The sequence below is a fragment of the Nocardia sp. bgisy134 genome, from assembly GCF_057708325.1.
Window position 1 is genome coordinate 66,433 of the sequence record NZ_JBYIRW010000011.1, and the last position, 26,263, is coordinate 92,695.

General features: G+C 66.6%; 25 protein-coding genes. 10 read left to right on the forward strand and 15 right to left on the reverse strand.

The annotated features are described in order from the left end of the window. Positions 1–60: 60 nt before the first annotated feature. Both AC3ERS_RS20250 and AC3ERS_RS20255 read right to left on the reverse strand, forming a co-directional pair. A complete protein-coding gene (locus AC3ERS_RS20250; protein WP_431969604.1) occupies positions 61–2,571 on the reverse strand; it encodes a serine/threonine-protein kinase in 2,511 nt (836 codons plus the stop codon). Between the two features lie 424 nt (positions 2,572–2,995). Then, positions 2,996–3,403, reverse strand: coding sequence for a styrene oxide isomerase (locus AC3ERS_RS20255; RefSeq protein WP_431969605.1), 408 nt, complete (start codon positions 3,401–3,403; stop codon positions 2,996–2,998). 97 nt (positions 3,404–3,500) lie between these two features. Here AC3ERS_RS20255 and AC3ERS_RS20260 point away from each other — a divergent pair, with 97 nt between their 5' ends. Both AC3ERS_RS20260 and AC3ERS_RS20265 read left to right on the forward strand, forming a co-directional pair. After that, positions 3,501–3,644 carry a hypothetical protein gene (locus AC3ERS_RS20260; RefSeq protein WP_431969606.1) on the forward strand — a complete coding sequence of 48 codons (144 nt, stop codon included), beginning with the start codon at positions 3,501–3,503 and terminating at the stop codon, positions 3,642–3,644. A gap of 140 nt (positions 3,645–3,784) precedes the next feature. Continuing rightward, positions 3,785–5,095, forward strand: a complete 1,311-nt coding sequence (locus AC3ERS_RS20265) for an FAD-binding oxidoreductase (protein WP_431969607.1) — start codon at positions 3,785–3,787, stop codon at positions 5,093–5,095. A 205-nt stretch (positions 5,096–5,300) separates the two neighbouring features. Here AC3ERS_RS20265 and AC3ERS_RS20270 read toward each other — a convergent pair whose 3' ends face one another. Next, complete coding sequence (locus AC3ERS_RS20270; RefSeq protein ID WP_431969608.1) at positions 5,301–5,774, reverse strand: hypothetical protein; 474 nt, start codon at positions 5,772–5,774, stop codon at positions 5,301–5,303. 414 nt (positions 5,775–6,188) lie between these two features. Between AC3ERS_RS20270 and AC3ERS_RS20275 the strand changes: the two genes are divergently transcribed. Next, the gene (locus tag AC3ERS_RS20275; protein WP_431969609.1) at positions 6,189–6,623 is read left to right on the forward strand and encodes a DUF4189 domain-containing protein; all 435 of its coding nucleotides are present in this window, start codon (positions 6,189–6,191) and stop codon (positions 6,621–6,623) included. A gap of 336 nt (positions 6,624–6,959) precedes the next feature. On the opposite strand, the gene AC3ERS_RS20280 is transcribed toward AC3ERS_RS20275, so the two are convergent. Both AC3ERS_RS20280 and AC3ERS_RS20285 read right to left on the reverse strand, forming a co-directional pair. Then, positions 6,960–7,523: a GNAT family N-acetyltransferase gene (locus AC3ERS_RS20280; RefSeq protein ID WP_431969610.1), complete on the reverse strand. Its 564-nt coding sequence runs from the start codon at positions 7,521–7,523 to the stop codon at positions 6,960–6,962. A 213-nt stretch (positions 7,524–7,736) separates the two neighbouring features. Continuing rightward, positions 7,737–8,276, reverse strand: a complete 540-nt coding sequence (locus AC3ERS_RS20285; protein WP_431969611.1) for a GrpB family protein — start codon at positions 8,274–8,276, stop codon at positions 7,737–7,739. 293 nt (positions 8,277–8,569) lie between these two features. On the opposite strand from AC3ERS_RS20285, the gene AC3ERS_RS20290 reads away from it, so the two are divergent. Next, a complete protein-coding gene (locus tag AC3ERS_RS20290; RefSeq protein WP_431969612.1) occupies positions 8,570–9,067 on the forward strand; it encodes a phosphotransferase in 498 nt (165 codons plus the stop codon). Positions 9,068–9,168: 101 nt separating this feature from the next. On the opposite strand, the gene AC3ERS_RS20295 is transcribed toward AC3ERS_RS20290, so the two are convergent. The 5 genes from AC3ERS_RS20295 to AC3ERS_RS20315 all read right to left on the reverse strand — a co-directional run bounded on the left by AC3ERS_RS20295 (position 9,169) and on the right by AC3ERS_RS20315 (position 12,299). Continuing rightward, positions 9,169–9,486, reverse strand: a complete 318-nt coding sequence (locus tag AC3ERS_RS20295) for a hypothetical protein (protein ID WP_431969613.1) — start codon at positions 9,484–9,486, stop codon at positions 9,169–9,171. A 178-nt stretch (positions 9,487–9,664) separates the two neighbouring features. After that, positions 9,665–10,078: a PPOX class F420-dependent oxidoreductase gene (locus AC3ERS_RS20300; protein ID WP_431969614.1), complete on the reverse strand. Its 414-nt coding sequence runs from the start codon at positions 10,076–10,078 to the stop codon at positions 9,665–9,667. A 39-nt stretch (positions 10,079–10,117) separates the two neighbouring features. After that, on the reverse strand, positions 10,118–10,594 hold the full coding sequence (locus AC3ERS_RS20305; protein WP_431969615.1) for a DUF1772 domain-containing protein: 477 nt from the start codon (positions 10,592–10,594) through the stop codon (positions 10,118–10,120). A 295-nt stretch (positions 10,595–10,889) separates the two neighbouring features. Next, positions 10,890–11,516, reverse strand: coding sequence for a hypothetical protein (locus AC3ERS_RS20310; RefSeq protein WP_431969616.1), 627 nt, complete (start codon positions 11,514–11,516; stop codon positions 10,890–10,892). Positions 11,517–11,708: 192 nt separating this feature from the next. Beyond that, positions 11,709–12,299, reverse strand: a complete 591-nt coding sequence (locus AC3ERS_RS20315; protein WP_431969617.1) for a hypothetical protein — start codon at positions 12,297–12,299, stop codon at positions 11,709–11,711. Positions 12,300–12,794: 495 nt separating this feature from the next. Here AC3ERS_RS20315 and AC3ERS_RS20320 point away from each other — a divergent pair, with 495 nt between their 5' ends. From AC3ERS_RS20320 to AC3ERS_RS20330, 3 genes are all read left to right on the forward strand, one after another. Further along, positions 12,795–13,712: a haloalkane dehalogenase gene (locus AC3ERS_RS20320; protein ID WP_431969618.1), complete on the forward strand. Its 918-nt coding sequence runs from the start codon at positions 12,795–12,797 to the stop codon at positions 13,710–13,712. 58 nt (positions 13,713–13,770) lie between these two features. Further along, complete coding sequence (locus AC3ERS_RS20325; protein ID WP_431969619.1) at positions 13,771–14,394, forward strand: hypothetical protein; 624 nt, start codon at positions 13,771–13,773, stop codon at positions 14,392–14,394. Between the two features lie 230 nt (positions 14,395–14,624). After that, the gene (locus AC3ERS_RS20330) at positions 14,625–15,926 is read left to right on the forward strand and encodes a PucR family transcriptional regulator (protein ID WP_431969620.1); all 1,302 of its coding nucleotides are present in this window, start codon (positions 14,625–14,627) and stop codon (positions 15,924–15,926) included. A gap of 184 nt (positions 15,927–16,110) precedes the next feature. Here the strand turns inward: AC3ERS_RS20330 and AC3ERS_RS20335 are convergent, their stop codons facing one another. The 5 genes from AC3ERS_RS20335 to AC3ERS_RS20355 form a co-directional block, all read right to left on the reverse strand. Beyond that, positions 16,111–16,839, reverse strand: a complete 729-nt coding sequence (locus AC3ERS_RS20335; protein WP_431969621.1) for a DUF8020 domain-containing protein — start codon at positions 16,837–16,839, stop codon at positions 16,111–16,113. 56 nt (positions 16,840–16,895) lie between these two features. After that, positions 16,896–17,618 (reverse strand): DUF8020 domain-containing protein, encoded by a 723-nt coding sequence (locus AC3ERS_RS20340; RefSeq protein WP_431969622.1) that lies wholly within the window; start codon positions 17,616–17,618, stop codon positions 16,896–16,898. 139 nt (positions 17,619–17,757) lie between these two features. Then, the gene (locus AC3ERS_RS20345) at positions 17,758–20,109 is read right to left on the reverse strand and encodes an arylsulfatase (protein WP_431969623.1); all 2,352 of its coding nucleotides are present in this window, start codon (positions 20,107–20,109) and stop codon (positions 17,758–17,760) included. Positions 20,110–20,225: 116 nt separating this feature from the next. Then, positions 20,226–21,533: an MFS transporter gene (locus AC3ERS_RS20350; protein ID WP_431969624.1), complete on the reverse strand. Its 1,308-nt coding sequence runs from the start codon at positions 21,531–21,533 to the stop codon at positions 20,226–20,228. A gap of 118 nt (positions 21,534–21,651) precedes the next feature. Beyond that, the gene (locus AC3ERS_RS20355; RefSeq protein WP_431969625.1) at positions 21,652–22,497 is read right to left on the reverse strand and encodes an SDR family NAD(P)-dependent oxidoreductase; all 846 of its coding nucleotides are present in this window, start codon (positions 22,495–22,497) and stop codon (positions 21,652–21,654) included. 185 nt (positions 22,498–22,682) lie between these two features. On the opposite strand from AC3ERS_RS20355, the gene AC3ERS_RS20360 reads away from it, so the two are divergent. From AC3ERS_RS20360 to AC3ERS_RS20370, 3 genes are all read left to right on the forward strand, one after another. After that, a complete protein-coding gene (locus AC3ERS_RS20360; RefSeq protein WP_431969626.1) occupies positions 22,683–23,903 on the forward strand; it encodes a PucR family transcriptional regulator in 1,221 nt (406 codons plus the stop codon). 154 nt (positions 23,904–24,057) lie between these two features. Next, positions 24,058–25,701 (forward strand): long-chain fatty acid--CoA ligase, encoded by a 1,644-nt coding sequence (locus AC3ERS_RS20365; protein WP_431969798.1) that lies wholly within the window; start codon positions 24,058–24,060, stop codon positions 25,699–25,701. After that, positions 25,670–26,074 carry a YidH family protein gene (locus AC3ERS_RS20370; RefSeq protein ID WP_431969627.1) on the forward strand — a complete coding sequence of 135 codons (405 nt, stop codon included), beginning with the start codon at positions 25,670–25,672 and terminating at the stop codon, positions 26,072–26,074. The genes AC3ERS_RS20365 and AC3ERS_RS20370 overlap by 32 nt, the downstream gene beginning before the upstream one ends. The last annotated feature ends 189 nt before the right edge of the window (positions 26,075–26,263 follow it).

Sequence of the window (26,263 nt, forward strand, 5' to 3'; positions counted from 1 at the left end):
GAATCAGCTGGCTCGCGGCAGGCTCGAGCGTGCGCCGACTGCCCTGGCGATCCGTTGGGCTCAGTGCGCGACGAAGTGCCAGCGCGCACGTGAGAGGGGACTGTGGTTGGTCGATCCGCGTTTCGCCCGTTTATCCGCCGCAAGGCGCACACCACTCGGATCGATCACCCGCTCCAGGGCTCGCAGGTCGGCCTCCAGCGCGCGGAACAGCAGGTAGGCGGCCACGAACGCGACGATTCCGCCGACGCAGACCACGCGGACCGCGACGATCACCGCTGGAATATCCGTCGGCGGCAGGAATGTCGCGCCGGCCACCGTCAGCAACGGCACCGATGCCGCGATCGCCAGGTAGCCGGTGCACCGCTGGTCCAAGTGGCGCAACCACCCGACATCCTCTGCGCTGATGTCCCCATGTTGGAGGAACACCGGATAGATGCTGCGCACCACGTAGAACGTCACCAGGAAGAACGGGTACGCCACCGCGATGCCGCCGCACACCGCCAGCGACACGAGGAAGTGCACGACGGCGTTTGCCGGAATGTGGCCTGCTGCCAGTTGCAGGCTGATCGGGAAGGTAATGCCGGACACTGTCCATAGCGAGAACCCCACGACCACGATCCGTTCGCTCAGGGCCAGCGCATCGGCGCGGGCCCGTTGCAGTGTTTGCGGGTCGTAACTTCTGCCCTTGCGCAGTCCCCGCGGAACCGAGATCACATACCGGGCCAGGTAGATGATCACAGCCGTGCCCAAGGGGAAGAACACCGCATTGATGACCGCCCGGTCGACCAGGAACGCGTGTTGCGCGTCCGCGGTGAGCCGGCTGGTGATCAGCGACTGGTTGTGCTGGATGTTGTACAACGAGGCAATCGCATTCGGCAGCCCGACGGCCAGCACCAGCACCGGAATCAGCCACGGCCGCAGTCGCAGCCGCCAGCTGCGTGCGGGCGGGTCGACCAGGTCCCGAGCTCGCTCGTCCAGGCACACATGGAGCTGTTTGGCCAATAGTCCGCCGTTGTCCCAGCGTGCTTCGCGCTCCGGCGCCAGGCAGGTCAGCAGCACGCGGCGCAGCGCGGCCGGGCACTCCGGGGGCACCCGCTCCTGCGCCTGCACCCCACCGCGCCGGCGCTCCAGCATCGCCTCCAGGGTCGTCTCGTCGCTGCGTCCGTCCGCGCCCGCAGTACTGTCGTCGAACGGCTTCGCTCCGGTGAGCAATTCCCACAGCACCACCCCCAGTGAGTAGATGTCGGAGCGAGTGTCCAGGTCGGCGGCGTCGCGGTGGTGACGGGAATGGCAGGCCTCCAGCTGTTCGGGCGACATGTACGACAGCGAGCCACCGAAGTACGCAACGGGGCTGGTGCCCTCGACGTTTCGGCTGAAGCTGATGTTGAAGTCGGCCAGTTTCGGCACCGCCTCCGCGGTGAGCAGCACGTTCGCCGGCTTCACATCGCGGTGCAACACCCCGCGCGCGTCCGCGTACTCGAGCGCCTCGGCGAGCCGGCGCCCCAGCCACGCAACGGTTTCCGGCCAACTCAATGCCGCGATCTCGGCGCGCATGCTGGAATCGGTCGGACGGATCTCGCCCTTCTCCTCCATCGCCGCGTCGACCGCGTCCAGCAGCAGTTGCCCGCTGCGCTCGGCGGGCGAGGTCGTGCGCACCCAGCGCAGCACGTCGAGCAGTGTGCCGCCGGGCAGGAATTGCATGTAGAGCAATCGCAGCCGCCGGGCCGAAGCCCCGCCGAGAGTCGCGCCGGCCAGCAGCCGCTGGTCGAAGACCCGGACGATGTAGTCATGGTCCAGCTGCGCGAGGGTCTGCGGTTCGGTGCCGTGGTCGGCGGAAATCTTCACCGCGACCATCCGCTGGAGGGACCGCTGCCGGGCCAGGAAGACTCGGGCGAAGGCTCCGCTGCCCAGGTTGGTGAGCAGATCGAAATCCTCGATTCGCTGACCGACATCGATGCGGTCGAGTGTCTCGTCGATGCCGGGCGCGGTGCCGATCGATGCGGTGAAGTCGGAGGTATCCCGAGTCTCGTCCGCGCCGACGGTGACGTTGCCCTGTGCCACGGTGCGGTCCGGGAGGGCGAACATCACCGAGGAGTCGTCGGGTGTCGCACGGCGGGTGCTCTGGCCCTCGCCGTCCGCGTCGAGCATCTCGCTCAGCTCATCTGCCTGATACGGATACTCCTGCAGGTAGGTCCGCGGATCCACCCGCTCGCCGCTGCGCCGGCGGATCGCGAACTCTTCGAACACCAGCCCGGCCGGAATGCTGCGCACATCGAGTTCCGCAAATTCGGCACAGTAGTCGATCAGCCTCTTGCACAGTGCGGGCTGTTCGCCCACCGGCAACGCCTGCCGCCTCGGGCCCAGCCAGCGATGCCGCATATCCGCCCGGATCAATTCGATCAGCGCGGCTACTCGCAACGTGCGCTCATCGGGCATGTACGCGGCGATCTCGGGCGGATGCGCGCTGGTTTCCCAGGCGGTGTCGAAGGCGGCCACCGCACCGAGTTCGATTCCGTTCGCCGACCGACCTCCGCCGGAGGCGCTGGAACTCAATTCGGACCTGGAACTCATTGTTCGCACCTATCCGGCTCGGCACGGATGCCGGAGACCGCATTGGCCGGTCGCAAGGCGGAGCGGATACAAATCTGCCACACCCGACACCACCATTATCCCCCGAGCGGTTGCGAGCCAATCTCACTGGCCGTTGTCACAGCACCGTCGTCCGGAACCACCAGGTTTGTGGCGGCCGTCAGTACGGGGCGTCATGCCCTGCGAGGACGCGGTGACCTTCAGGAAGTCGTGCGCAGGCGTGGGCGGATCGTGTGCATCTTGCTCGGACTGCTCGTCACCGGCTTCGCCGAAGGCTTCGTTCTAGTTGAAGTAGACCGCGAGTTCTCGGCGGAGTGTGGTGTCCTCGTTGAGGGCGTTCCGTCGCAGCTCGATCACGTACACGGTGAGCCAGCTCGGCGCCGCCGCGCTTCGTCCCTCACGGAACTCAGAGGGTGAGGCCGACGAGGATCAGCACACACCCGGCGATGATGGACACTGCCACTGAGATGAGCAATATGCGGATCACGCGCTCCTGTGATGCGCTACCCATGCGGTCTGCCGCAGCGATCGGCATCAGCGGGGCCCCGGCACCCCAGGCCGCTGCGAGCAGCGTGGCCAACCAGTTGGCGTATGCGGCGTACACAACGAGCCAGAAGGTCACAATCAACCACGCGTGCGACAGCTCGAGCCGCGACCAGATCAGACCGACAATCACCAGGAAGGTGCCGTTCATGGCTCCTTCGAGGTGGCTGGACAAGCCCATTCGCGGGTTCTTCAGTTTCGGCACGGCCAGTCCGGTGAGCAGGCCGAGCAGGAACAGCAGGATGCCGAGTCGAATCAGGTGCATATCCATTGCCGGCTCCGGGTCCGTTGGTGTAACGAGGGTACGCCTCGGGCGGGCGCTCAGGCCATTGCTTGGAGGTCGCACTCGTCAGAGTGGCCGCGCCAAGATGTTCATTCAGGACCTGATCGCGGGCAAACCCGATGTCGAGCATGCGCGGACCGCCGCCGAGGCTGAATCGACGCGGAAGGTGGTACCGGCCCCGCTCTCGCTGCATCTGCCGTGGGAGCCGGAGTGCAAGTCCGACCGCTGACCATCGACAGCGCGAATATGCCGGTCGCGAGATGTGTTGTGTATCACGGATTTCGGGTGCGTGTTCACACTTTCGGCGCGCCGCCCAATTACGAGAGAGCGCGTCGTGGGGGCGCGCAGTGTGGAGAAGGGATATCCAAGGTGCGCTACGAAGATGTGCGCGAGGTTGTGCGGGGCCGGGTGCTGCTGGCCGGGGATGCGGGATTCGAGGCCGCCGCCATGCCGTGGAATGTGACGGTCGCGCAGCCGGTGGCTGCGGTGGTCGAGGCCCTGGATGCGGTCGATGTGGCGGCGCTGGTCGGCTACGCGAGGCGGGCCGGACTCACCGTCGCGACCCAGCCCACCGGTCACGGTGCCTCCGGCGACGTCGACGGTGTGATCCTGTTGCGCACCGGTCGCCTCGACGACATCGAAATCGATGCCGAACGGCGGGTGGCGCGGGTCGGTGCGGGCGCGAACTGGGCGCAGGTGCAGGCCGCGGCGGGTGCGCACGGACTCACCGGCCTGCCGGGCAGCAGCGCGGTGGTCGGGGTGACGGGTTATGTCCTCGGCGGTGGGCTCAGCTGGTTCGGCCGCGCGCACGGCTTGGCCTCGGATGCAGTGCGCGCCTTCGAGATCGTGGATGTGGACGGCAATGCCGCGCGCGTCGACCCCGGCACCGACCCGGAAATGTTCTGGGCCCTGCGTGGCGGCGGCGGCGACTTCGCGATAGTGACCGCGCTGGAGCTCGACCTGTTCGCGGCCCCCGGTCTGTACGGCGGCCGGGTGCTGTGGCCGGGCGACCGGACCCGCGATGTATTCGATGCCTTCGTCGCTCTCGCCGCGACCGCGCCCGACGCGCTGTCCCTCTGGTTCCAGCGGGTCCAGTTCCCGGACGCGCCGCCCATGGTGGGCATCGACGCCGCCCATCTCGGCGATCCGGCCGAGGGTAAGTCCTTGCTCGCCGCCCTGGACACCCTCGGCGGCGCGGTGCTCGACACGCGCGGCGTGTTGCCGGTCGCGAGTGTCGGCGATATCTGTGCCGAGCCTACCGATCCCAGCCCGGCGCTGTGTCGCGGCGCCCTGCTCAGCGACCTCGGCAGTACGGTCACCGATCTCCTGATCGACGGCCCGGTCGCCCCGCTCACGGTCATCCAAATCCGCCACCTGGGCGGTGCTTTCGCCGAACCGGCAGTGGTCCCGGGCGCGCGTGGCCCGATCGGGGAGCCGTTCGTTCTCAATCTGCTCGGCCTCGGACTTCCACATCTCACCGACGCGGTGCTGGCTCGGCAGGGCGAGATCCTGGGCGAATTGCGCGGCCACATCGGTGCCACCAAGCCACTCACCTTCCTCGCCCCGGGGGAACGGGCGGCCGAGGCATTCGACGAGACGACTCTGGCCCGCCTACGTGAGCTCAAGCGAGTTCGCGACCCGCACAACATGTTCCGATCGAACTTCCCGGTCCTCGGTTAACGCGAGCTCGACGCGGGGTCGGACACCGGTCGGGAAGCATCCCGGAGGCCTCGACGCGATCGCCGCGGAACTCAACCACCGGCCCCGCAAGATCCACGGCTACCGCAATCCCGCGGAGGTCTACAGTGGACACCTCAACAGCGTTGATGCGCTGAGCATTTGAGCGCAGCACCATCCGCCGAACTCGGCGGGCGCGAGCGCCTGGCTACGTCGCGGCGTTCGCAAGCTGCCGATAGAGCCGTGCCAGTTTCGCGGCGTCCTTGCGATCGACCCCGAACCCCTCGTCGATCTCGCGGGACAGGAGTTCGAGCCAGTCCGCGATCGCCGCGTGCTGTGCGGGGCGGAGGCCGCGCAGGGTCGTCTCGTCGTCTCGTCGCGCACTGCCGAGAAAGCTGCTGAGATGGATCCAGAGCTCGAAGTCGGACGGTTGGATCAGCATCAGCTTCAGCACCGCCGGGAGGTAGTACTCGACGGCCTGCGCGGTCATGTACGCGAAGTCTTCCATGTGCAGGCCGGGCAGAAAGCTCGAGCGGTCGATGTCCGCCCGCGAGCGGCCGTGAAAATGCGCGATGACGTAGGGCGCATCGATGCTCGGCGGTGCGAGTTCGTCCTCGGTGAGCGGCATCGAGCCCGTGAACACCTGATCGATGCGGTGCGTGATTTCGTCGCGACTCCTCATTGCCGCCACAGCCTACCTCGCCATTGCTGCAGGCCGGCAACACATTTGGTGACCAGTCTCGGTGGTGAGCTGGCCGGCGTGGCCATCGCTATCCAGCTTCGACGAACGATGCCGACCCATGAATCCACAGTGATGAACGCGTTGTCGGACGCTTTGAACCCGTCGATCCGCGCCTTGCTGTTTCGGCGAAGGTGTTGCTCGCGCGATCCGCATGGCAAGCCGAGCAGGCGGTCTGTTGGGATCTCCGGATCGCTTCTCGGCTACGGCTGTCCCGGATTTCCAGCTGATGCTCCCGACCCGATAGCCGTCGGCGGGCAGTGTGATCCTTCAGTCGAATTGGGCGAATCGGATAGTGATCCGCCATGATTCGTCGGGTTCATATCCGCCCTTCATGTTCACAGAGGAAAGTGCTTGATGAAGCTCATGGGTAAGACCGCCGTCGCTGTCGCGGCAGTGGGTCTTGCGACCGGGTCGGTGATCGGTGCAGCCACGGCGAATGCGGCCGGTCTCCACGGGGCGATCGCGTTCAGTGCCGAGGACTGGAGCTACAGCACCAGCATCGATGCGTTCAGCCGCGACGAGGCCGTCGACGAGGCGATCGCCGCGTGCAGTCTGGACGGCGCCTCCGACTGCGTCGTCTTGGTGGACTGGTCGGACGGCTGCGGCGCGCTCGTCTACAGCGATGACGCGGTGGGCACCGGTGCGGGCCCCGACCGCTCGACCGCGCTGGCCTATGCCTACGCCAGCCTCGCCCAGTACCACCCGCCGGCGATGCTGGCCAATGTCGGTTCCGCGGACAAGTCGGGAACGGAGATCAGCGAAGTGCTCTGCACCGCCAACGTGTACTGACCGGCCCGTGGGGTCCAGGCGGACCAGAAGTCACCGAGAAGCTCGCATCCGATTACAGGGATTCCTACCATCCGATCGATTCGGAACATCGTCTACCGCAGATAGTCTCGGTGCAGATGCCCTGGCGTGTTCAGCCGAGTCGACACGAGAGTTGCCGCAGATGGTGGAGTCACGATCTGCGGTAACTCGTCAGCGTGACTCTCGCGAATGTTCCCCGACCTGGCTAGGAGGTGAATGTCGATGTCGTTTGTCGGTGAATCCTGTTGTCGTCGACCGGCTTCGGGGTCGCGTTGTGTCGGTGGAAAGTGATGTCACCTGCTCGGCGTGTCGCAGACCTCAGGCTTTGAACGAGTGCAGGCTGGCCAGGCACAGGGACTGCTCGGCGTCGAACCATTCGAAGGTGCTGACGGGCTGGAATCCCAGGCGGACCGCGAGTCTGAGTGAGCGTTTGTTGGCCGTCTGGGTCGCGATGAGGACCGGCTGGTCGGGGAGTTCGTCTGCGGCTGAGCGTAATACGGCGGTGGCGGCTTCGAACGCCAGTCCCGCGCCCCAGGCGTCGGGCCGCATCAGGTAACCCAGTTCCAGTTCCTCGCCGTCTTCGGTGACATGACCGGGCTGGTCGGCGGCGCGCCGTTTGAGCTCGAATGTTCCGAGGAGGTCGTCGGTGGTTTTGTCGGCGATGACGAAGGTGCCGGGAGTGGCGGTGGCGTTGGCTGTGCCGCCGATCGCGTCGAGGAACTGCTCGACATCCTCCCGCAGACGCGGGCCTCCGATGTAGGTCCCGACCTCCGGGTCGGTGCGTAGCTCGATGAGTCTTTCCCGATCGGCGTCGCGCGCCTTGCGCAGCAGGACCCGGTCGGTTGCGATCTGGACGGCGGACAGCATCGGCAACTGGTTCATGTGGCCCTCCCCTTGCTGGACGTTGATCCATCAGATCATGTCGTCGCCTCGTGGACACCTTCGACGATGCGGTTGATGCCGGCCGCAGTGAGTGCGCCGTGCTGGCACTCGGGATGCTGATCGCGAGTAGAGGGTCTCGTGAACGATCGTTGGCGAGGCACCGCGCGGTGCGCTGTTCCGGGTGCGGGCGGATGATCGGGCGGTGCTACTCGGTCACTTTTCCCAGACTGGGATCGGTGGCAGCCCTCGCTCTGCGCGTGCTCGGTCGGTGAGTTCTTGAATGAGTCCTGTCTTCGCCCGCGCATAATCTTGCGGTGGGATGCCCGCGGCCACGATGCGACGTTTCAGGTCGGCGTACCGCGCAGCGTCTCGCGGGTGTTCACGCAGATAGTCGCGCAGTAGGCGCTGATTTCGATGTGGCCAGCTCACGAGGTCGACGACATGCAGGATATGGGTCCGAACCCCCGCGCGGGTTCGCACATACAGCATCCTGTCCTTCATGCCGTTGCGGTGGCGCCGATAGCCCAGTGCCGCGAGTTCGGTCTCTCGGTTTTGCACCTCGGTCAGATCGACAACCGCGGCCATGAGGTCGATGACAGGCTTTGCCGCCAAGCCGGGGACCGCGGTCGAACCGATGTGCTCGACTTCGCTCAACAGGTCGGGCCACACGGCGCACAGCTCCGAAATCGCTTCTGCCGCCTGCACAGGCCACGACGGGTCGTAGTCGACGATACTGACACGCTCGATGTGCACCACTTGATCATGCCGACATACCGATCCATGAGTTCGGCCGACTAGGGGCCACGGGTTGCATGACTACCGGCGAGTTCGGCCCCACTTGGCGGGCTCGGTCGAGGACTCGGCGTAGGTAGGATCCTCGGCGATGATGGGAGTCGGATGTCGGAGGTTGTGCACCTGACGGCGGTTGATTCTGCGGGCGTGCTCTGGCCGGTCGTGCTTCGTCTGGGTGAGCCGTCGGTGACGCGGGTGGAGTTGGCGGGGCAGGGCGCGTTGCCAACCCTACGCGCGGCATCCCTCTGGCCGGATTGCAAGACGGGGTCGACATCGGGTTCGAGGTCATTGCCGACCACGCGAGCGCTGACAGTGCGCGGGAAATCTGGGAGAAGGCGGTAGCAGCGCCCGTCTGGCAGGGCGCGCCGCTGTGGCTGCACGGTGACCTGCATCCGGCGAACGTGATCTTCCGGGACGGGTTGCTCGCCGGGGTGATCGACTTCGGCGAAATGTGCGCGGGCGACCCCGCGACCGATCTTTCAGCCGCCTGGATCCTGTTGCCTGCCGCAGCGGCGAGCCGGTTCTTCGACGCCTATGGACAGGCCGACGAAGCGACCATCACCCGGGCCCGTGGCTGGGCTGTCCTGCGCGCCCTGGGCCTGATCAGGATTGGGCAGAACGGTAGGCGTGGTCTGCCCGGGGGCAAACCGACCTGGGAGCCAGCAGGCTACGCAACGCTCGAGCGGGTAGCTCCTCCGGCTCGAACCAGCTGCCCAAACCTCCACGGCCACCGCGACATTGCCTCTGGGTGAAGGTCGGGTGAGCGCGGCCGCAGCGAAGGCCACCTCCCGGCGCAGCGGGAGGTGGCCTTCGGCATTTCGAGGTGGGACGGACAGCTGCTACGGCTGTGGGGCTAGCTGCTGCCGAACGATCCGGTGGGCGGGAGCGCCTGCCGGAAGATGCGGGGGCCTGGGCCGGGGAAGCCGGGGTCCGGCCCGCGGAACTCCACCCGCGGTCCGCCCGGGCCAGGGTGGCCGGGGAATTCGTGGGGCCCCGGATGCGGACGGCTGACGTCGTCCAGCGCGATGCCCTCCGACACTTGCGTGACTTGCGTATCGGCGGGCGCTTCGGCACTGGCCGTCGCGGCCACGGCGGCCATCGGAATCGTCACCAGGGCACCGGCCACGGCGACCCGGACCGCTCCTCGGCGCATGTTCGTCTTGGAAAGCACTCGGAATCCCTTCTCTCGGAGCGTGAGTCGCGGTGACTCACGCCTTCTATCGAAGGCCGCAGTGCTGTGACCGCGGTGCGACGAGTCTGGTAGTCGGCTGTGAGCGGCGGGCTTTCCTGCGAATCAGCGGCCCATGGTGCGCGGCAACAACATATCCCACACATGCCCCCGTTCTCGTTCACTGGCCATCGAACGACTCGGCGCCGCGACTGGTGAAGTCGAAGGATCCGCCGTCGATGCCCCAGGAGATGACCCGTTCGGGGTGAATTCGGATGACCGCACGTTCCTGGTGTTGGAACGGTGGCTCCTCGTCATCGAGCGCCTCGGCCGTGCCGCGTATCTCGATGCCGCGAATCACGTATGGCTCCAATGAAACCTGTTGGTCGATGACGAACGACACCCGGCTGCCCGCCTCGACATTGCGGTACTTTCGACTGGCACGCATCCGCATGCCCCCGATGTCGATCGTGCCGTCGGCGTTCACCCGATAGCTGGTCGGGTTGTTCTGCACAACGCCGTCGGGCGACACCGTGGCCAGCCGACCGATCCCGGCCTCCGCGAGGAACTGCTGTTCGTTGATGGTGAAGGTCATGTCAGTTACTCCTCGGTGAATTCGATATCGGTTCTGAGATCAGAACAGGATCAGTGCGGCGCACAGTCCGGCGATGGCAATGAACTGCAGGGTGACCCGGTATTTCAGGATGCTGTCCCACTTGTCTTGCAGCGCACGGGCATTGGCCGGGATGATGCCGCTCTGGGCGGCGGCGGTCTGCTGGGAATTGATCGGCTTGGCGATGCGGACGTAGAAGGCGAGCCAGGTGAGCAGCGCCGCCACCGTGATCCCCGCCGCGACAGCGGCGCCGATCTGCCCGGCCAACACTGCGATCAGCAGCGTGAGCACTGCGGTGACCACACCGCCCGCACCGACAACCGGCATGCGCTTGTCGCCGTAATAGTGACCCCATCCCGCGCTGATGGTCACGGTCGCGTCATCGAGCTTGCGGTACACGGACCGGGTGATCACGGCTCCGCAGACATCGGTGCCATAGACGACGGCATTGGCGAGAACGGCGGCGGCGGCAATGATCTGGCCGGTGACAATGAGCATTTTCGGCTTCCCTTCCAAAATCTAGCATCGCTAGAAACTGGAGCAACGATAACATCCGCCCGCTAGCCTGTCTAGCGTTGCTAGATTTCGGATCGCTACCGCGGGATCGCGCTCGAATCGGCAAGCTGCACATGCCCGTTCCGGCCGGGCGGATGCTGATCACGGCCTCGACGAGCCTGTCGGCCTGTGCCAGGCATAGGGCCCGGAAGGAAAGACAACGTTGGTACAGCCCCAGATGCAGGGCGCCCGTGAACCCTCCCGTGGCGTGGCGGCCCGCGGCGCAGGACGCCTCGCACTATGACAGCACCTGCTCGACGTCGACTTCGTCTTCGGGCAGGCTGAGTTCGATCGCCAGCCCCAGATAGAAGGTGGCGATCCTCGCCATGACCTCTGAATGGAGGGTCGTCGTGAACGGCGGCCGCCGTAGATCGATCACATGACGGATCCGGTCGGCTATGGCGAGGGCCTGATCCACCTCGCCCTCGGGGTATCTCGCGCCGAGCGGGACGCGGTCGAGCCAATCGAGGAGCGAATAGTAGTCGTAGAGGTGCTTTCTCAGCCACGAGACGCTGACCACTGAAGTCACAGCGAGCCACACGGAGGGCCCGACAACCAACGCGCTCACCACGGCTACGGGCCAGAACCAGGGCGATCCGCCCAGAAGCTCGCTTGCCACCGCGACGGTCACCGCAATCCCGGCCAGGATGAACATCCATCCGGCCAGCACGGCCACCCGGCGTCGCTCGGCCGCCAGCACGTACCAGACCGGGGGTCGGATCCGGCCCACCAACCAGAGACCGGGCACCACCGTGAGGGCATACCACGCATTTCCGGTCACCATCACAAGCGGTACGACGAGAGCGCTGACGACGACGAGGTTGATCACAGGTGCGCCGGAACCGCCAGGACTGCGATCGGTCATAGACCCGACCATTGCATGGAACCTTCACGCCTGCATCGATGTTCGGCTATTTGTCTGCCTGCTGAGGTTCGATTCGGAGTCGGCTTGCTCCCCGCCTCCTGCAGGGAAGCCGGCGACCTAGCGCAGTTCGAAGGTGTGCTCGGGGCGGACGTCGACCGCTTCGTAGCGCCCGGATGGCCCGATCGTCCGCGATCAGAATGTGCGGGCGGGCAGTGGCTTGATCAGCGGGGCCAGCAGGATGCTGGACTGCTCGATCGTGAGCACCTCCGACGGGTCGAGTTCGATGATCTCGCGCTGGGATTCGTCGATCTCCCACACGTCCTCTCCGACCAGACGGCCCTGGTCGTCGTAGGGCCAGATCATGTGCTCGACGTTCTTGACGAGATAGGTGGCGTCCGTGTTCACGTCCGCGCCGGCCTCGGCGAGGATGACGCCGGGTGTCTGCTGATAGATCGCCGCGGTCGAGCAGATCGTGTTGTCGCCGACCGCGAGCTTTTCGTCGTCGACGTAGAAGACGCACTGTCCGGTGGCGGCCCATTCGTTGTAGACGGCCTGTACTGCTTCGGCCCCGTCCAAGACGGTGTTGATGCCGAACACGTTGAAGTGGTAGACGGGGTGCGCGACGGTCATCTCCGGGTCGAAGATCTCTTTCCAGCGGCCGGCCATCTCCAGGTAGCGGTGCCGGTTGTAGGCGTGCAGCAGGTACAGGTGGCGCGGGTTGTCGGTGATCTCGATCAGCCGCTCCACAGCGAGGTTGGTCTTGGTGATGTCGAACCGGCTCATGTCGTGGTTCCTTCCTGCCACCGATCAACGGCGTCATGCGAGGGTCTGCGGGCCGCAGGACATCTGCGTGAGACCTTCGAAGAGAACGTGACCGATCGGCCACGACACGCCACAGTAGGAGACGCAGTTCGCAATCCGCTCGTTGCGGGAAAACAATCTTCCCGATGTAAATTGTGCTCGCATCACACATCCTGCTCGCAAAACCACATCTGTCCACATACAGCGCCAAGAAGCTCGCCGTCCTCGGCCTATCCGGGAAATTGTGAACCGAACTTCGGAGCGGCGCACGAAGGAAATCGAGCTGCTGCCGGTGCCGATGCCCAATCCGCTGGCTTGTGGCGCGGGCACAACGTTGGCGCCGAATTTTGGCGCAAAGCGCCGAGACAATTGGTATACGGCCACCTACCTTCGGGTCGGCGGCCAATAGCCGCCGTGAAACAGAAGCAAGGAGAATTCGATGCATATCGTGGACAAGCCTGCCGACCTGGTTCGGCCATGCTGACGCTGCGCACCCCCGAGGAGCGGTTCGCCGAGCTGCCCGACTTTCCCTACCCTCCTCGGTATTGCGAGGTCGACGACACCGAGGGTGGATCGTTGCGTATGGCGTGGGTCGAGGCCGGCCCCGAGGACGCAGACCCGGTCCTGATGCTGCACGGCGAGCCGTCGTGGTCGTTCTTGTACAGGCGAATGATCCCGATCGTGGCTGCGGCCGGTCATCGGGTCATCTGCCCCGATCTGGTCGGCTTCGGTCGCTCCGACAAACCGGCCCGCCTCGAAGATCACACCTACGCCCGGCATGTCGAATGGGTGCGCGCGCTCGCCTTCGACACGTTGGACCTGCGTAACGTCACCCTGGTCGGCCAGGACTGGGGTGGATTGATCGGGTTGCGGCTGGCCGCCGAACATCCCGAACGGTTTTCGCGCATCGTGACCGCCAACACCGGTCTGCCGACCGGTGACTTCCCGATGCCCGAGATCTGGTGGCAGTTCAGGAAAGCCATCCAGAGCCAACCGGCAATTGATGTCGGCGGATTCATCCAGTGGGGTTGCACCCAGGTGATGCGCGACGAGGTACGCGCCGCATACGACGCGCCGTTCCCCGACGACAGCTACTGCGCGGGCCCGCGGGCGATGCCCGGCCTGGTGCCCACCTCACCCGATGACCCGGCCGCGCCTGCCAACCGGGCGGCCTGGGCGACGCTGTGCCAGAGCGCCACACCGATGTTGGTGGCGTTCAGCGACTCCGATCCGATCACCGGCCCGATGGGGGGCATCCTGCAAACCGAGATGCGTGGCGCTCACGGCATCGAACACCCGGTCATCCGTGGTGCGGGCCATTTCCTGCAGGAGGACGCCGGTGAGGAACTCGCCAGGCACGTCGTCGAGTTTTTGGCGACCGTTTCATCAGCCTGACCACCATCCCGCCGTGAGCTCGACATCAAACAATAATCCGGCACAAAGGAATCGATAAATGAGCCGCTTCGATATCACCCAGACCAACATCGCCGTGGAGCGACTGATCGAGACCACGGAGAACCCCCGCCACCTGTACCTGCTGCACGCCTACAACCGGCACCGATATTTGGAGATGGCGGGCCGCTTCGAAGAGATCTTCGCCGCCGACATGACGGTCGAGGAGCCCGTCTACCACTTCAACTTGTTCGGCATGAACACCACGCTCGTCGGAGCCGAGGCCGTCAAAGAGGTCTATCGCGACTGGACCGGCACGGCGCAGTGCGTCTTCTACACCGGGGGCGACGAGAAATTGGCGGTAAGCGACACCATGATCGTCTCGTCGGCCACGCTGTACCAGCAGACGCCGGGCAGCATCCTCCAGGCCGCGGGCGTCCCAGCCGACCCCGACGCCACCTATTTGATGAAAACCCGGGAGCACATGATCTGGCCCTACGACGACGAGGGCCGGTTGGTCGGCGAGGACGTCTGGGAATACGACGAGTCGCTGCGCGAAGTCATCCCGCTCGACCCGAGTGAGGTCCTCACCGTCGAGCAGTCCGGCAGACTGCTCGCCCCGCTCATCAAGCCACTCCCGGCCTACAATCCCTTCACCGGCCGGACGCAACCACTCGCGTCGTAACCGAGGCCGGGTTCGGGGCCGCTTCTTTTCGTGAGGCGGATGGTCGCCATCCTGTCGAAGCGCTACCCGCCCGAGATTCGTGAGAAGGCCGATCGTTTGGTCTCGAGGCGCCTGAATGAGTTCCGTGCGCTCGTGCGATCGGCCCGCGAATTTCGGGGCGGAGCACTCGTGTGCCGGCGTGGTCACGGCTGATTGTCGTGGCGCGACAACGGTGACTATATTCGGCCGTCATGGAGGTCGAATGGCCGCCGGCGCGTGAGCCGTCTGCGCAGCGGGTCTGGCGGGAGGTGTTGCGGCCGATGGCGGCGCAGATGCGTGCGTCCGCCAAGGACCTCGCGCAGCGGGCGGTCGCTCGGATGCAGACCGAGTTGCCGGAACTGTTCCCGGATCTGCAGAACGTCCAGGAGAACCTCGTCAGCACGGAGGCGAGCCTGCGGCAGCTGGCTCAGATCATCGAACTCGCAGGCGACCCCCGGCAGGTCGAATTACCGCCGTCGACTCTGGCCATCGCACGGTCAGCTGTGCACCGACAGGTCGCGCTCGCGGATTTGATGCGGCTCTACCGGCTGGCTCAGGAACGGGTGTGGCAGTGGATGTTCGCGCACATTGTCGACAAAGCGTCGGACGCAGCCGATCAGGCGGTAGGGCTGGATCTGGCCACGGGGTGGCTGTTCGCCTACGTCGACGAGGCGATGGTCCGAGTCGAGAGAGCGTACGAGGTCGAGCGCGACGCCTGGCTACGCAGTGCCGCCGCGGTCCGCGCGGCCGCGGTCGAGGAGATTCTGGCCGACCGTGAGCGCAATGAACAGCGGGCATCGAAACGACTGCGCTACGACGTGAATCGGCGTCACGTCGGGGCCATCGCCTGGGTCGAGCAGGCTTCCGAAGGCGGCGAAACCCACGCAGCTCTGGGCGAGGCTCTCACGGGGCTCGCCCACACGCTGGGCGCCGAGACCACCCTCATCCATTCCCTGGGCTCGCTTGCCGTCGCGGGCTGGATGAGCCGCAGGGACTCCTTCACCTCCGACAAGCTCGATGCTGTGGGTCGTGGTGACCGGGTGCCGGGTGTGAAGCCCGGTGTCAGGATTGCCGTGGGCGAGCAGGGCCGCGGCCTGGAGGGCTTTCGCCGCACCCATCTCGAAGCAGACCACGCGCGGCGGGTCGCGTCGCTGGCGGGGCCGCGCGGGGCAACGATCACTTGCTACCGCAGCGTCGCCGTTGCGGCGCTCGGCATCGCCGACCGCGATCACGCACTGTCGTTCATCACCCGGGTGCTCGGGCCGCTGGCCGCCGACGACGAAGCCACATTCCGGCTGGCGATGACGCTGTCGGTCTATCTCGACGAAAATCGCAGCCGCAGTCGCGCTGCCGAGCGGCTCATGGTTCATCCCAACACGGTCAGCTACCGAGTCCACCAAGCCGAGGCACTGCTCGGACGCAGCGTCGCCACCGACTTCTTGGACGTTCAGGTCGCGCTGGCGATGCTCCCCGCTCGCCCCGGCCTCGCGCGTCCCCGTCCCGACGAACTGTGACGTGAGCACAACGAGTGAGGTGGGAATCCTGTTGGGCGCATTGGCAACAGCCACGATGCTGTTGTCACGCACTGCGGCCGATGTGGCGTGGGAGCGGGCCACCGCGGTAGAACTTCTGCGGTCGACCATTCACCGGAATCGGCCCCGGCGATGGTTCGCCGGGGCCGGGGATGTTCCTCTGTCGTCAGCGCGCAGAACCGGAGGACGACCCGGTGCGGATGCCGCTCGCGGACCCGCTCGGTAACCGCAGGTTGGCGTCGGGGATGACGACGCCATCCGGTGTGTTCACCGTGCTGTCGGCGTAAGGACTCTGCCCGGGCGGTGACTGAATGGTCGTGAGGTACTTCCACAGGCCGTCGGCCAGCGCGACGCCGCCGCCGACCAGCGTGCCGGCCACCCCGCCCGCGGCGGCGAAAGCCAGCGCGGCCGCCGGGACGGTGGCGAGGCAGGCGGGTCCGACGACGAGGCACGAGGCGGCGCCGATCGCCGCGCCGACCACAGCGCCGACCACGGTCCCCACCACTGTTCCGAGCAGTGGGCCGCGGGTGAGCGAGTTGGACAGTTCGGTCAGGGCGCGCTGTTCCTCCAACGGGGACGCGACGGTTCGTGGCGCACGTTCGACCTGGCTCACATCGGGTCTCAGCGTCAGGGTGCGCGCGTCGTCGGAGATCGACTCCGCAAGGGGATGAACCACACCGTCGATCGAATAGGCCATCGGCAGCGACTCCAGCACTCGACCGGCGGAGTCGCGCAGTTCGATCTGGTGACGACTCTCCGCGACAGCGAAGTGGGCGTTGTCGACCGTGGTCATCACACGGTCGCCCACGACCTCGATGCGGTACTGCACCGATGGCGGCGCCGGTGCCTCGGCGAGTGCGGGCGGTGCGGCGATCCCCGAAGCGACGACGGCCATCAGGACACCCAGCCAACACGCGCGTTGTGAGACAGGGTGCCCCTCGTTTCGCGCGATCATCGCGTGGCTCCTGTTGTGGCTGAGGGGGATTCGGCACGAGCTTGCAGGTCCGGTGCGTACTTGCTGGTTCCAGGCGGGGCGTTGAGTGTGGTGAGGTACTGGTACACCGCGATCGCCGTCGTCGGACCGCCGCCGAGGACGAGGCCCGCCATCCCGCCGACGCCTCCGGCGAGGGCGACGATGGGCAGGACGGCGACAACACATCCGAGGCTCAGCACCACACAGGACGCGCCCGCGAGCGCGACGCCGACGCCCACGCCGAGAACCGCTCCGACGGCGGTGCCGATCAGGCTTCCCACCGACGTGCCGATGCTGACGGCATTGATGAGGTCGTTCATCGCAAGCTGATTCTCGACCGGTGACGCCACGGGTTTCAGTTCGTCGCGTCGAATTGCGGCGACGTCCGGGGTCAGCGTGAGAGTGCGACCGTCAGGCGCGATCAGGTGCCGGACCGGTAGCGTTTGGTCGTCGATTCGGACCCGCAACGGCAGAGCGTCCAGGACGCGTCCCGCAGTGTCGAAGACCGAGACCGCGCTGCCATCGTCCGACAGCGCGAAGGTCCCGTTCTCCAGGCTGGTGACCACCGATCGGTCGGTTGTCAGTTGTGCCCGGTACGACACCGCGGGAATGTCGGTCGGCGCGGCTGTCGCGGTCGCTCCTGTCAGCGCGATGCCGACGACTGTCGAGGCGGCCCCGAGGGCTGACCATCGGATTCTCATTGCTTGTTTCCTCATCTTGGATCGGAGGGGTCGACGAAGGCGGGCGCCGCGGCGGTTGTCACCGTGCCGCCCGATGCCTCTGTGGGGGGATCTGATGAACGAGTGCGAACGCGCACCCGTGACGTTCAGCGCTCGGCGACTACTGCCGGGCCATGGCCGCGCGCAGTTCGCTTGCGGCATCGCTGATCGGCGTGCCGGAGATGTCGACGGTCACGCTGTGCAAGGTGCCGGTGAATCGGAACGGCGCGCGGTACTCGGACGTCACCACCGACCCCGGGTTGGCGCCGCAGCGCAGGCCGCCCGGGTTGAAGATGATCGGTGTGGTGACCGGGAAATCGGCCTGGCCGACAAGGCGGTCGTCGAGGTACAGCAACGCACGACCGGGCGCGCCTTTACCTTGCGTGAAGTCGGGGAGTCCGGTGGGTTGGAACTCGAAGCCGAGCCTGTGACGCCCGGCCGGAATCTCTTCCTCGGAGGACACGGTGAGCCAGGACCGGCGCACATAGTTGTGCGTGTAGTGCAGTCGGCCGTGCTGCAGGTAGAACGACCAACCGCCGGTGTAGCCGCCCTCGCACAGCAGCACTCCCTCCGCCCCGTCGGTGGAGATGGTCACCTCGGCGGTGATGCTGTGCGGCCGGTTGAACAGCCGGGGTGCGACCGCCGCGGGCAGCATCTGGGTGCCAGGCCGGAGGGTGTAGCTGGTGCGGTTCTCGGTGAGTTGAGGTCGCTCGTCGAGCAGTCGGGCCATCGCTCTGCCGTCGACGGGAAGGACCTGGTACTTGCCTGCCTCGGCGTACCACAGCCGGATCAGTTCGGCGAGCTTGTCGGGGTGCTGGGCGGCCACATCGTGGTTCTCGGCGAAGTCCTCGGCCACGTGGTACAGCTCCCAGTGTCCGGCATCCAGGTCGGTGAGGTCCTCGGCCGTGATCGGGGTGCCGAACGGTCGCTCGGACTCGGCGAAAGACGGACCGGGCCAAGGACATACCGCTCGCCAGCCGTCGTGATCGATCGCGCGGTGGCCGAGCATCTCGAAGTACTGGGTGTGGCGGCGGGTCGGCGCGGTGGGATCGTCGAGGGTGTGGGCGAAGCTGATGCCGTGCAGCGGGGTTTGCCCCACACCGTTGATCGTCTCGGGCGGCTCGAGGTCGAGCAGGTCGAGCACGGTGGGCACGATGTCGATCAGATGCGCGTACTGGGTGCGCACCTCGCCGCGAGACGCGATGCCGCGCGGCCAGTGGATCAGGAACGGGTCGCTGGTGCCGCCGCGGTAGGTCTCACGCTTCCACCGCCGGAACGGGGTATTGCCCGCCCAGGTCCAGCCCCACGGATAGTGGTTGAAGGTGGCGGGGCCGCCGAGTTCGTCGATGTCCCTGAGGCTTTCCTGGAGTGTCTCCTGCGCGTTGTTGAAGAACTGCAGCTCGTTGGTCGTGCCGGTGACACCGCCCTCCGAGCTGGCGCCATTGTCGGAAACCACGGCGACGATCGTGTTGTCGAATTCGCCGATCTCCTTCAGGAAGTCCAGCACGCGGCCGATGTGGTGGTCGGTGTGGGTGAGGAACCCGGCGTACACCTCCATCATCCGGGCTGCCAGCCGGCGCGCGTCGGGACTCAGTGAGTTCCATTCCGGCACATCGGGATCCCGTTCGGACAGCTCGGCATCGGCGGGGATGACGCCCAGTTGCTTCTGCCGGTCGAACACCATTTCCCGATAGGCCTCCCAGCCCTCGTCGAATCGGCCCTTGTAGCGGTCGGCCCACTCCCTGGGCACATGGTGCGGAGCATGTGCGGCGGCAGGACAGAAGTAGAGGAAGAACGGCTTGTCCGGTGCGGCCTGTTTGGCGTCGGCGACGAACTGGATTGCCTTGTCCGCCAAGTCCTCGCTCAGGTGGTATCCCTCCTCGGGAGTGCGTTCCGGCTCGACCTGGTGGTTGTCGTGGACCAGATCCGGGTACCACTGACTGGTGTCGCCGCCGAGGAAGCCGTAGAAGCGTTCGAAGCCGCGTCCCAGCGGCCAGCGGTTGTAGGGGCCTGCGGCCGATTCCTGGTCGGCGGGTGTCAGATGCCACTTGCCGACCGCGTACGTGTTGTAACCGCGCGCCAGCAGCATCTCCGAGAGAAACCCATTGGAGAACGGGATGTTTCCGTCGTATCCGGGGTATCCGGTGGCGAACTCGGTGACCGCCGCCATCCCGTTGGCGTGATGATTGCGTCCGGTGATGATGCACGAGCGCGACGGTGAGCACAGCGCGGTGGTGTGCATGTTGCTGTAGAGCAGGCCATCGGCAGCCAGCGCATCGAGGTGGGGCGTCGCGATCGGGCTGCCGTAACACCCCAATTGTCCGTAGCCGACGTCGTCGAACACGATCAGCAGCACATTCGGTGCGCCCGGAGCGGCACGGACCGGCCTCGGCCAGGCGGGACTCGATTGGTCGATGGTGGTTCCGACCGCTCCCGGAAAGGCGGTGCCAGGGGTGTACTCGTTCAATGCCATTCATTGCTCCTCTGGTCAGCGCTGGCGAAAACGCTGTCGAAATGGGTTCTTTGCGCGATGGGCGCGTCAGTCGACGGGCCGAACCGGGTGCTGACGATCCGTGCGACTGTCCGGCGTCAGTTCCCGCCCACTGGGACCGCGCTCTCGGAGTCGGCATGTTCATCGGACCGTTCGAGGGAGCCGCTCGTCGACTCCCCGAGGGACACCATGACCATGGCGAGGATGAACATGAGGGCAGCGATGAAGTAGAAGACCGCGGGGATTCCCCAGTGATCCAGAATCGCTGTGATGGCGAAGGCGCCGACGATGTTGCCGATCCGGGCCGAGGCGCTGGCCCAGCCCGAGCCTATCGATCGGAAGCGGGTGGGGAAGACCTCGGCCGAATACGTCTGCGTGAGCGGTACGACCAACTGGAACAGGACCTGGAGCACGCAACCGATTGCCAGGACGTAGGAGGTCGAGCTTCCCGCGGTGAACAGCAATGCGACTACGCCCAACACGGTGCCGACGACGGCGAGGGAATACTTGCGTTGCCAGCGATCGGTCACCACGGTGCTGGCGAAGAATCCCAGCAGGCCGACGGTGGTGACGACCGCGGTGATCAGTGTTGATTGACCGAGGTCGTACCCCTGCAGTTTCAGCAGCGTCGACAGCCATCCGGTGAACCCGAAGTAGGCGACCACACCGAGCGTCCACAGTGCGCCGGTGACCACGAATCGTCGGCCGTGTCCCTCCCGGAAAAGCGCCCGAATTCCGCTACCGCGATCGTCTACCTGGGTGGAGGTCGCACTCTTGGCGGGCGCAGGTGCAGGCACGGGCGCGATCGTGTGTCCGGCTGCGCGCACCGCTTCCTCGATGTCGTTCATGATCGAATCGGCGCGGGCCAGGTGCGCGCGGGACTCGAGCCAGCGCGGTGATTCCGGCAGGTGCCGAAGGAAGGGGACCACCAGCACCAGCCCCAACCCACCGAGGACGAACAGCGCACGCCATCCCCAGTCGAAGTTGGGTACCAGGGCGAATGCGAGCCACGCGAGCAACGTAGGACCGACTCCGGCGATGGTGATCACCCACGCGATGGCGCGGCCACGCACCCGGCCGGGGACGAGCTCTGTCAGCAGGACCGCACCGACCACCGTCATCCCCTGATACCCGATTCCGGTGAGGAACCTCAGGACCAGGAACCACTCGGGTGCCGAGACTGCGGCGTTGATCAATGACGGCGCCGAGAACAGCACCAGGCAGGCGACGAGTGCCGGTTTGCGGCCGAACCGACCGGCCGCCCATCCACCGGCGAACGCTCCGACGAACGAACCGATGCCGGTGGCGGCGGTAATGGCGCCGACATCACGCACCGTGAATCCATGGTGCTCGATCAGTGCCGGCGCGCTGAACGCGAACGAATAGAGGTCGATCAACTCGAACATGAAAGCGCCGATCATCAGGGCACAGACCATGTAGTGCCAGCGACATACCGGCAGACGTTCGAGCCGATCGGATACCGAAACACGCAGGGGCGGAGAGGAGATCGGTCTCACTGCGCGCTCACTCGGCGACGGCGGCGAGCTTCGCCGCGACCCATCGGGCCACCGGCGGGGTGGCACGGGACAGCGCGTACATGATGTGGGCCTCCGCGGCGACCGGGGCGACAGCGCGGTTGCGGTCGACGGCGCGCAGGATGTTGCGAGCGACGCGCTCGGCGGTGTAGCCGCGCTTCCGGTAGACCGCGGCCATGTTCTTGCGCCGCTCATCGGCGTCTCCACCCCGGATCGGGCTGGTCTGGGTGATCGCCGTGTCGATGACACCGGGACAGATCGCGGTAACCCCGATTCCGTGCGGCGCGAGTTCCATGCGCAGCGCCTCGGACAGGCCGAGGACAGCGAATTTGGTTGCGCTGTAGGCAGAGAGCTGGGGGTTGGCGAGCAAGCCCGCCGCCGACGAGAGGTTGACGATGTGGCCACCGCGGCCGCGGTCGACCATCGACGGCACGAATGCGTGGCAGCCGTGCACGACGCCCATCACGTTGATCGAGACCAGCCACTCCCAGTCCTCGAGGCTGGTGTCGAGGAACCCGCCGACGAGACCGACCCCGGCGTTGTTGACCACCATGTCCACGCCACCGAAATGGTCGTCGGTGGCTTCGGCGAACGTGGCCATCTGCTCGGCGTCGGCAATGTCCACCCGGCTGGTGAAGACCTCACTGCCGGCGGATCGCACCGCGTCGGCGGTGTCGACAAGCCCGGCCTCGTTGATGTCGCACAGCGAGAGGTACGCGCCGCGGGCGGCGCACAGTATGGCGAGCTCACGCCCGATTCCGCTGCCGGCTCCGGTGATGGCCACGACCCGGCCGGACAGGTCCGGGGCTTTGGTTCGCGAAGGTACCGTGATCATGGTCACAAGTTAGGGTGGGTGTGCGGGGGAGCGCTCGTGAGCGCGCGCCAACGTGTGCGCGACTCGTTGTGACCGCACGACAAAGGTGAGTAGGTTTTCCCGGCATGAAGATCGAGTGGCCGCCGGCTCGGGAGCCATCAGCACAGCGGGTGTGGCGGGAGGTGTTGCGGCCGATTGCGGCCGAGATGCGATCGTCAGCCGCGGACCTGGCCGAAAGCGCAGTCGCCAGGATGCAGGAGGAACTGCCCGAGCTGTTCTCGGATCCGCAGACCGTCACGGAGAATCTCGTCAGCACCGAGGCGAGCCTGCGACAGCTCGCGCAGATCATGGAGCTCGGCGCGGATCCGCGCGGAGTGGAGCTGCCGCCGTCGACTCTGGAGATTGCCAGGTCCGGGGCGCGTCACCACGTCGCGCTCGCGGATCTGATGCGGTTCTATCGGCTGGCTCAGGAACGGGTGTGGCAGTGGGCGTTCGGCCGGATCACCGCCACCGCGCGGGATTCGGCAGAGCAGGCTGTTGCGGCCGAACTGGTCACGGGATGGATCTTCGCCTTCGCGGATGGGGCGATGGTGCGGGCCGAGCAGGCGTACGAGGTGGAGCGCGAGGCGTGGGTGCGCAGTGCCACAGCGGCCCGCGCCGCGGCCATCGAAGAGGTCCTCGCCGGCCGGGAGCGCGACGGGCAGCGAGCGTCGAGGCGGTTGCGGTACGAGGTGAATCGGCATCACATCGGGGCTATTGCCTGGGTCGACCGCGCCCCGGACAGCGGCGACGCCCTCGACGTGCTCAACGAGTCCATCGCCGAACTGGCCCGCACCTTGTCGGCCGAGAGCACCCTCAGTCAGCCGTTGGGGTCGCTCGCCGTGGCGGCCTGGGCCAGCCGTCGCAGCGCCTTCACCGCCACTGACCTCGACGCTGTCCGTCCGCGCCGAGGTCGGCGCACCGTGACGCCCGGGGTCACTATCGCCATCGGCGAGCCGGGCCGGGCGCTGGACGGATTTCGTCGCACCCATTTCGAGGCGGCCCACGCGCGCCGAGTCGCCTCGATGGTTCTGTCTCGCGGGGAGGCACTGACGCGATACCGCGACATCGCTGTCGCCGCGCTCGGCACCGCGGACCGCGATCACGCGCTCGCATTCGTCACCCGTGTACTGGGGCCCCTGGCTGCCGACGACGAGACCACCTATCGGTTGGCGATGACATTGGCGGTGTATCTCGACGAGAACTCCAGTCGCATCCGCGCCGCCGAACGGCTCACCGTCCATCCCAACACGGTCACCTATCGGGTTCGTCAGGCCGAAGCGCTCCTCGGTCGGAGCATCGGCTCCCAGACGCTGGAGCTGCGGGTCGCGCTGGCGCTGCTGCCCACCCTGCCCGGCCTGACGCATTCCCGGCCCACGGAATTGTGACGTGACGACAATCCGTGCTTCGAATGTTGGCGCGGAGCGCCGAGAGAATGTGATCCGGCTCTCCTAGCGTGACGTGGCAGTGGCCCGCCGGTCCGCAGCCTTCCCACGCAACGAGGAGCCCTCCGTGCAGACCCAGCAGATCGATGCTCTGACCATGGACGATTACCCACTCACGCTGACCCATGTGGTCGAGCGCGCCGAGCGGTTCCACGGCGGGAGGGAGGTGATCTCGCGACGGCCCGACGGCAGCATCGCCCGGACCACCCTCGGTGCCTGCGCGAGGCGGGCGCGGCGGTTGGCGTCCGCGCTGGCCGGGCTGGGCGTCGGCGACGGAGATCGAGTGGCCACCCTGCTGTGGAACCAGGCCGAGCACCTCGAGCTGTACTTCGCGGTCCCGGCGATGGGGGCGGTGGTGCACACACTGAACCCGAGACTGCACCCGGACGGGCTCGCGTTCATCGCGGCCGACGCGCAGGACCGGGTCATCGTGGTCGACGAGTCTCTGCTCGAGGTCTTCGCAGGCTTCGGCGATACGCACCCCTTCGAGCACGTCATCGTCGTCACGCACGGCGGGGCGGTGCCCGACGGGATGGCGGACTACGAGGACTTGATCGGCAGGGGGGCGCCGGTGGCGTGGCCGGTGCTCGATGAACGACGCGCCGCCGCACTGTGTTACACCTCGGGCACCACGGGCAGGCCGAAGGGGGTGATCTATTCGCATCGCGCTCTGGTGCTGCATTCGATGGCGGCGGCGTTGCCCGACCAACTGGGCGTGTCGGCCCGCGACACGCTGCTGCCGGTGGTGCCGATGTTCCACGCCAACGCATGGGGTCTGCCCTATGCGGCGGCGCTGATCGGGGCCCGGCTGGTGCTGCCCGGGCCGCGCCTCGATCCGGGCAGCGTGCTCGATCTGCTTGCCGGCGAACGGGTTACGGTGACCGCAGGCGTCCCGACGGTGTGGATGGGAATGCTGGCCGCTCTCGACGCCGAGCCGCGGCGATGGGACCTCGGTCGCCTCGACCGGCTGATCGTCGGCGGCGCCGCGGTGCCGCGCAGCCTCCTGGAAGGGTACGACCGGCATGGCCTCACGGTGATCCAGGCGTGGGGCATGACCGAGACGGCGCCACTGGGCAGCGTCGGCCGCCTGCCCGAGGATCTCGACGCCGGGGAATCGGATGAGCGGTACGCGTTCCGGGCACGTCAGGGGATCGCTGTGCCGTTCATGGATATCCGCGCCCGTGATGACGACGGCGAGCTGGTCGCGTGGGACGACACGGCGATGGGCGAGCTCGAGGTGCGTGGTCCCTGGGTGGCGGCGGCCTATCACAACGGACAAGCCCCCGACAGCTTCACGCCGGACGGATGGTTCCGCACCGGCGACATCGTCCGCATCGACCACCGCGGCTGCCTGCGCATCTGCGACCGGGCCAAGGACCTCGTCAAGTCCGGTGGGGAGTGGATCTCCTCGGTCGATCTGGAGAACCACCTCATGGCGCATCCGGCGGTGGCCGAGGCCGCGGTGGTGGCGGTACCCGACGAGCGGTGGGGTGAGCGTCCCCTGGCGGTTCTGACGCTGAAGGACGGGGCGCGGACCGATCCCGAAGAACTACGTGAGCATCTGGCCACCGACTTCGCGCGATGGCAGCTGCCGGAACGCTTCGAGTTCGTCGATGTCATCCCGCGCACGGCCACCGGCAAGTTCAAGAAGTCCGTACTACGCGAACGCTACTCGGCCACCCACCTGGAAGATCACGATTCGAACGGCCATGGACCCGACGGCGGCTCAGACCTACTGTGAGGATGTGATCGTGGCAGATACGCCTCTCGCCGAACACAATTCGCGACCGGATGAGCGCTTCACGCTCGCCAGCGAGCGGACCTTTCTGGCCTGGATTCGCACCTCGCTCGGTCTACTCGCCGGTGGGATCGCCATGGTGCATCTGGTCCCCGAATTCAGCACCGGGTGGGCACGGACCCTGCTGGGTACCATGATGATCCTGCTGGCGGTCGTCGCGCCGATCGCCGGTTTGCGCCGGTGGTTGCAGGTGCGGCAAGCCCTGGAATCCGGTGCCGAGATGCCCGATGAGCGCGACCTGTGGGTGCTCACTGTCGGTATCACCGCTGTCGCGATCCTCGCAGGCACCGTCACCGTCGTCGGCGCTCTACACTGATTCGCCGCGTCACTGATCCGCCGTGTCCGGGCGCGAGCTCCCTCGTTGCGGAGGACCCTCGCGAAGGTCGCGACAACCCGTTCCCCTCGAAACACCTGTGACGCAGGAACTCTCGGATCGACCAGGTTGTCTCGAGGTCGACGAGACGGGACGCTCGTGCGTCCCGGAGCGGGTCGCCTGCGGTCGGAA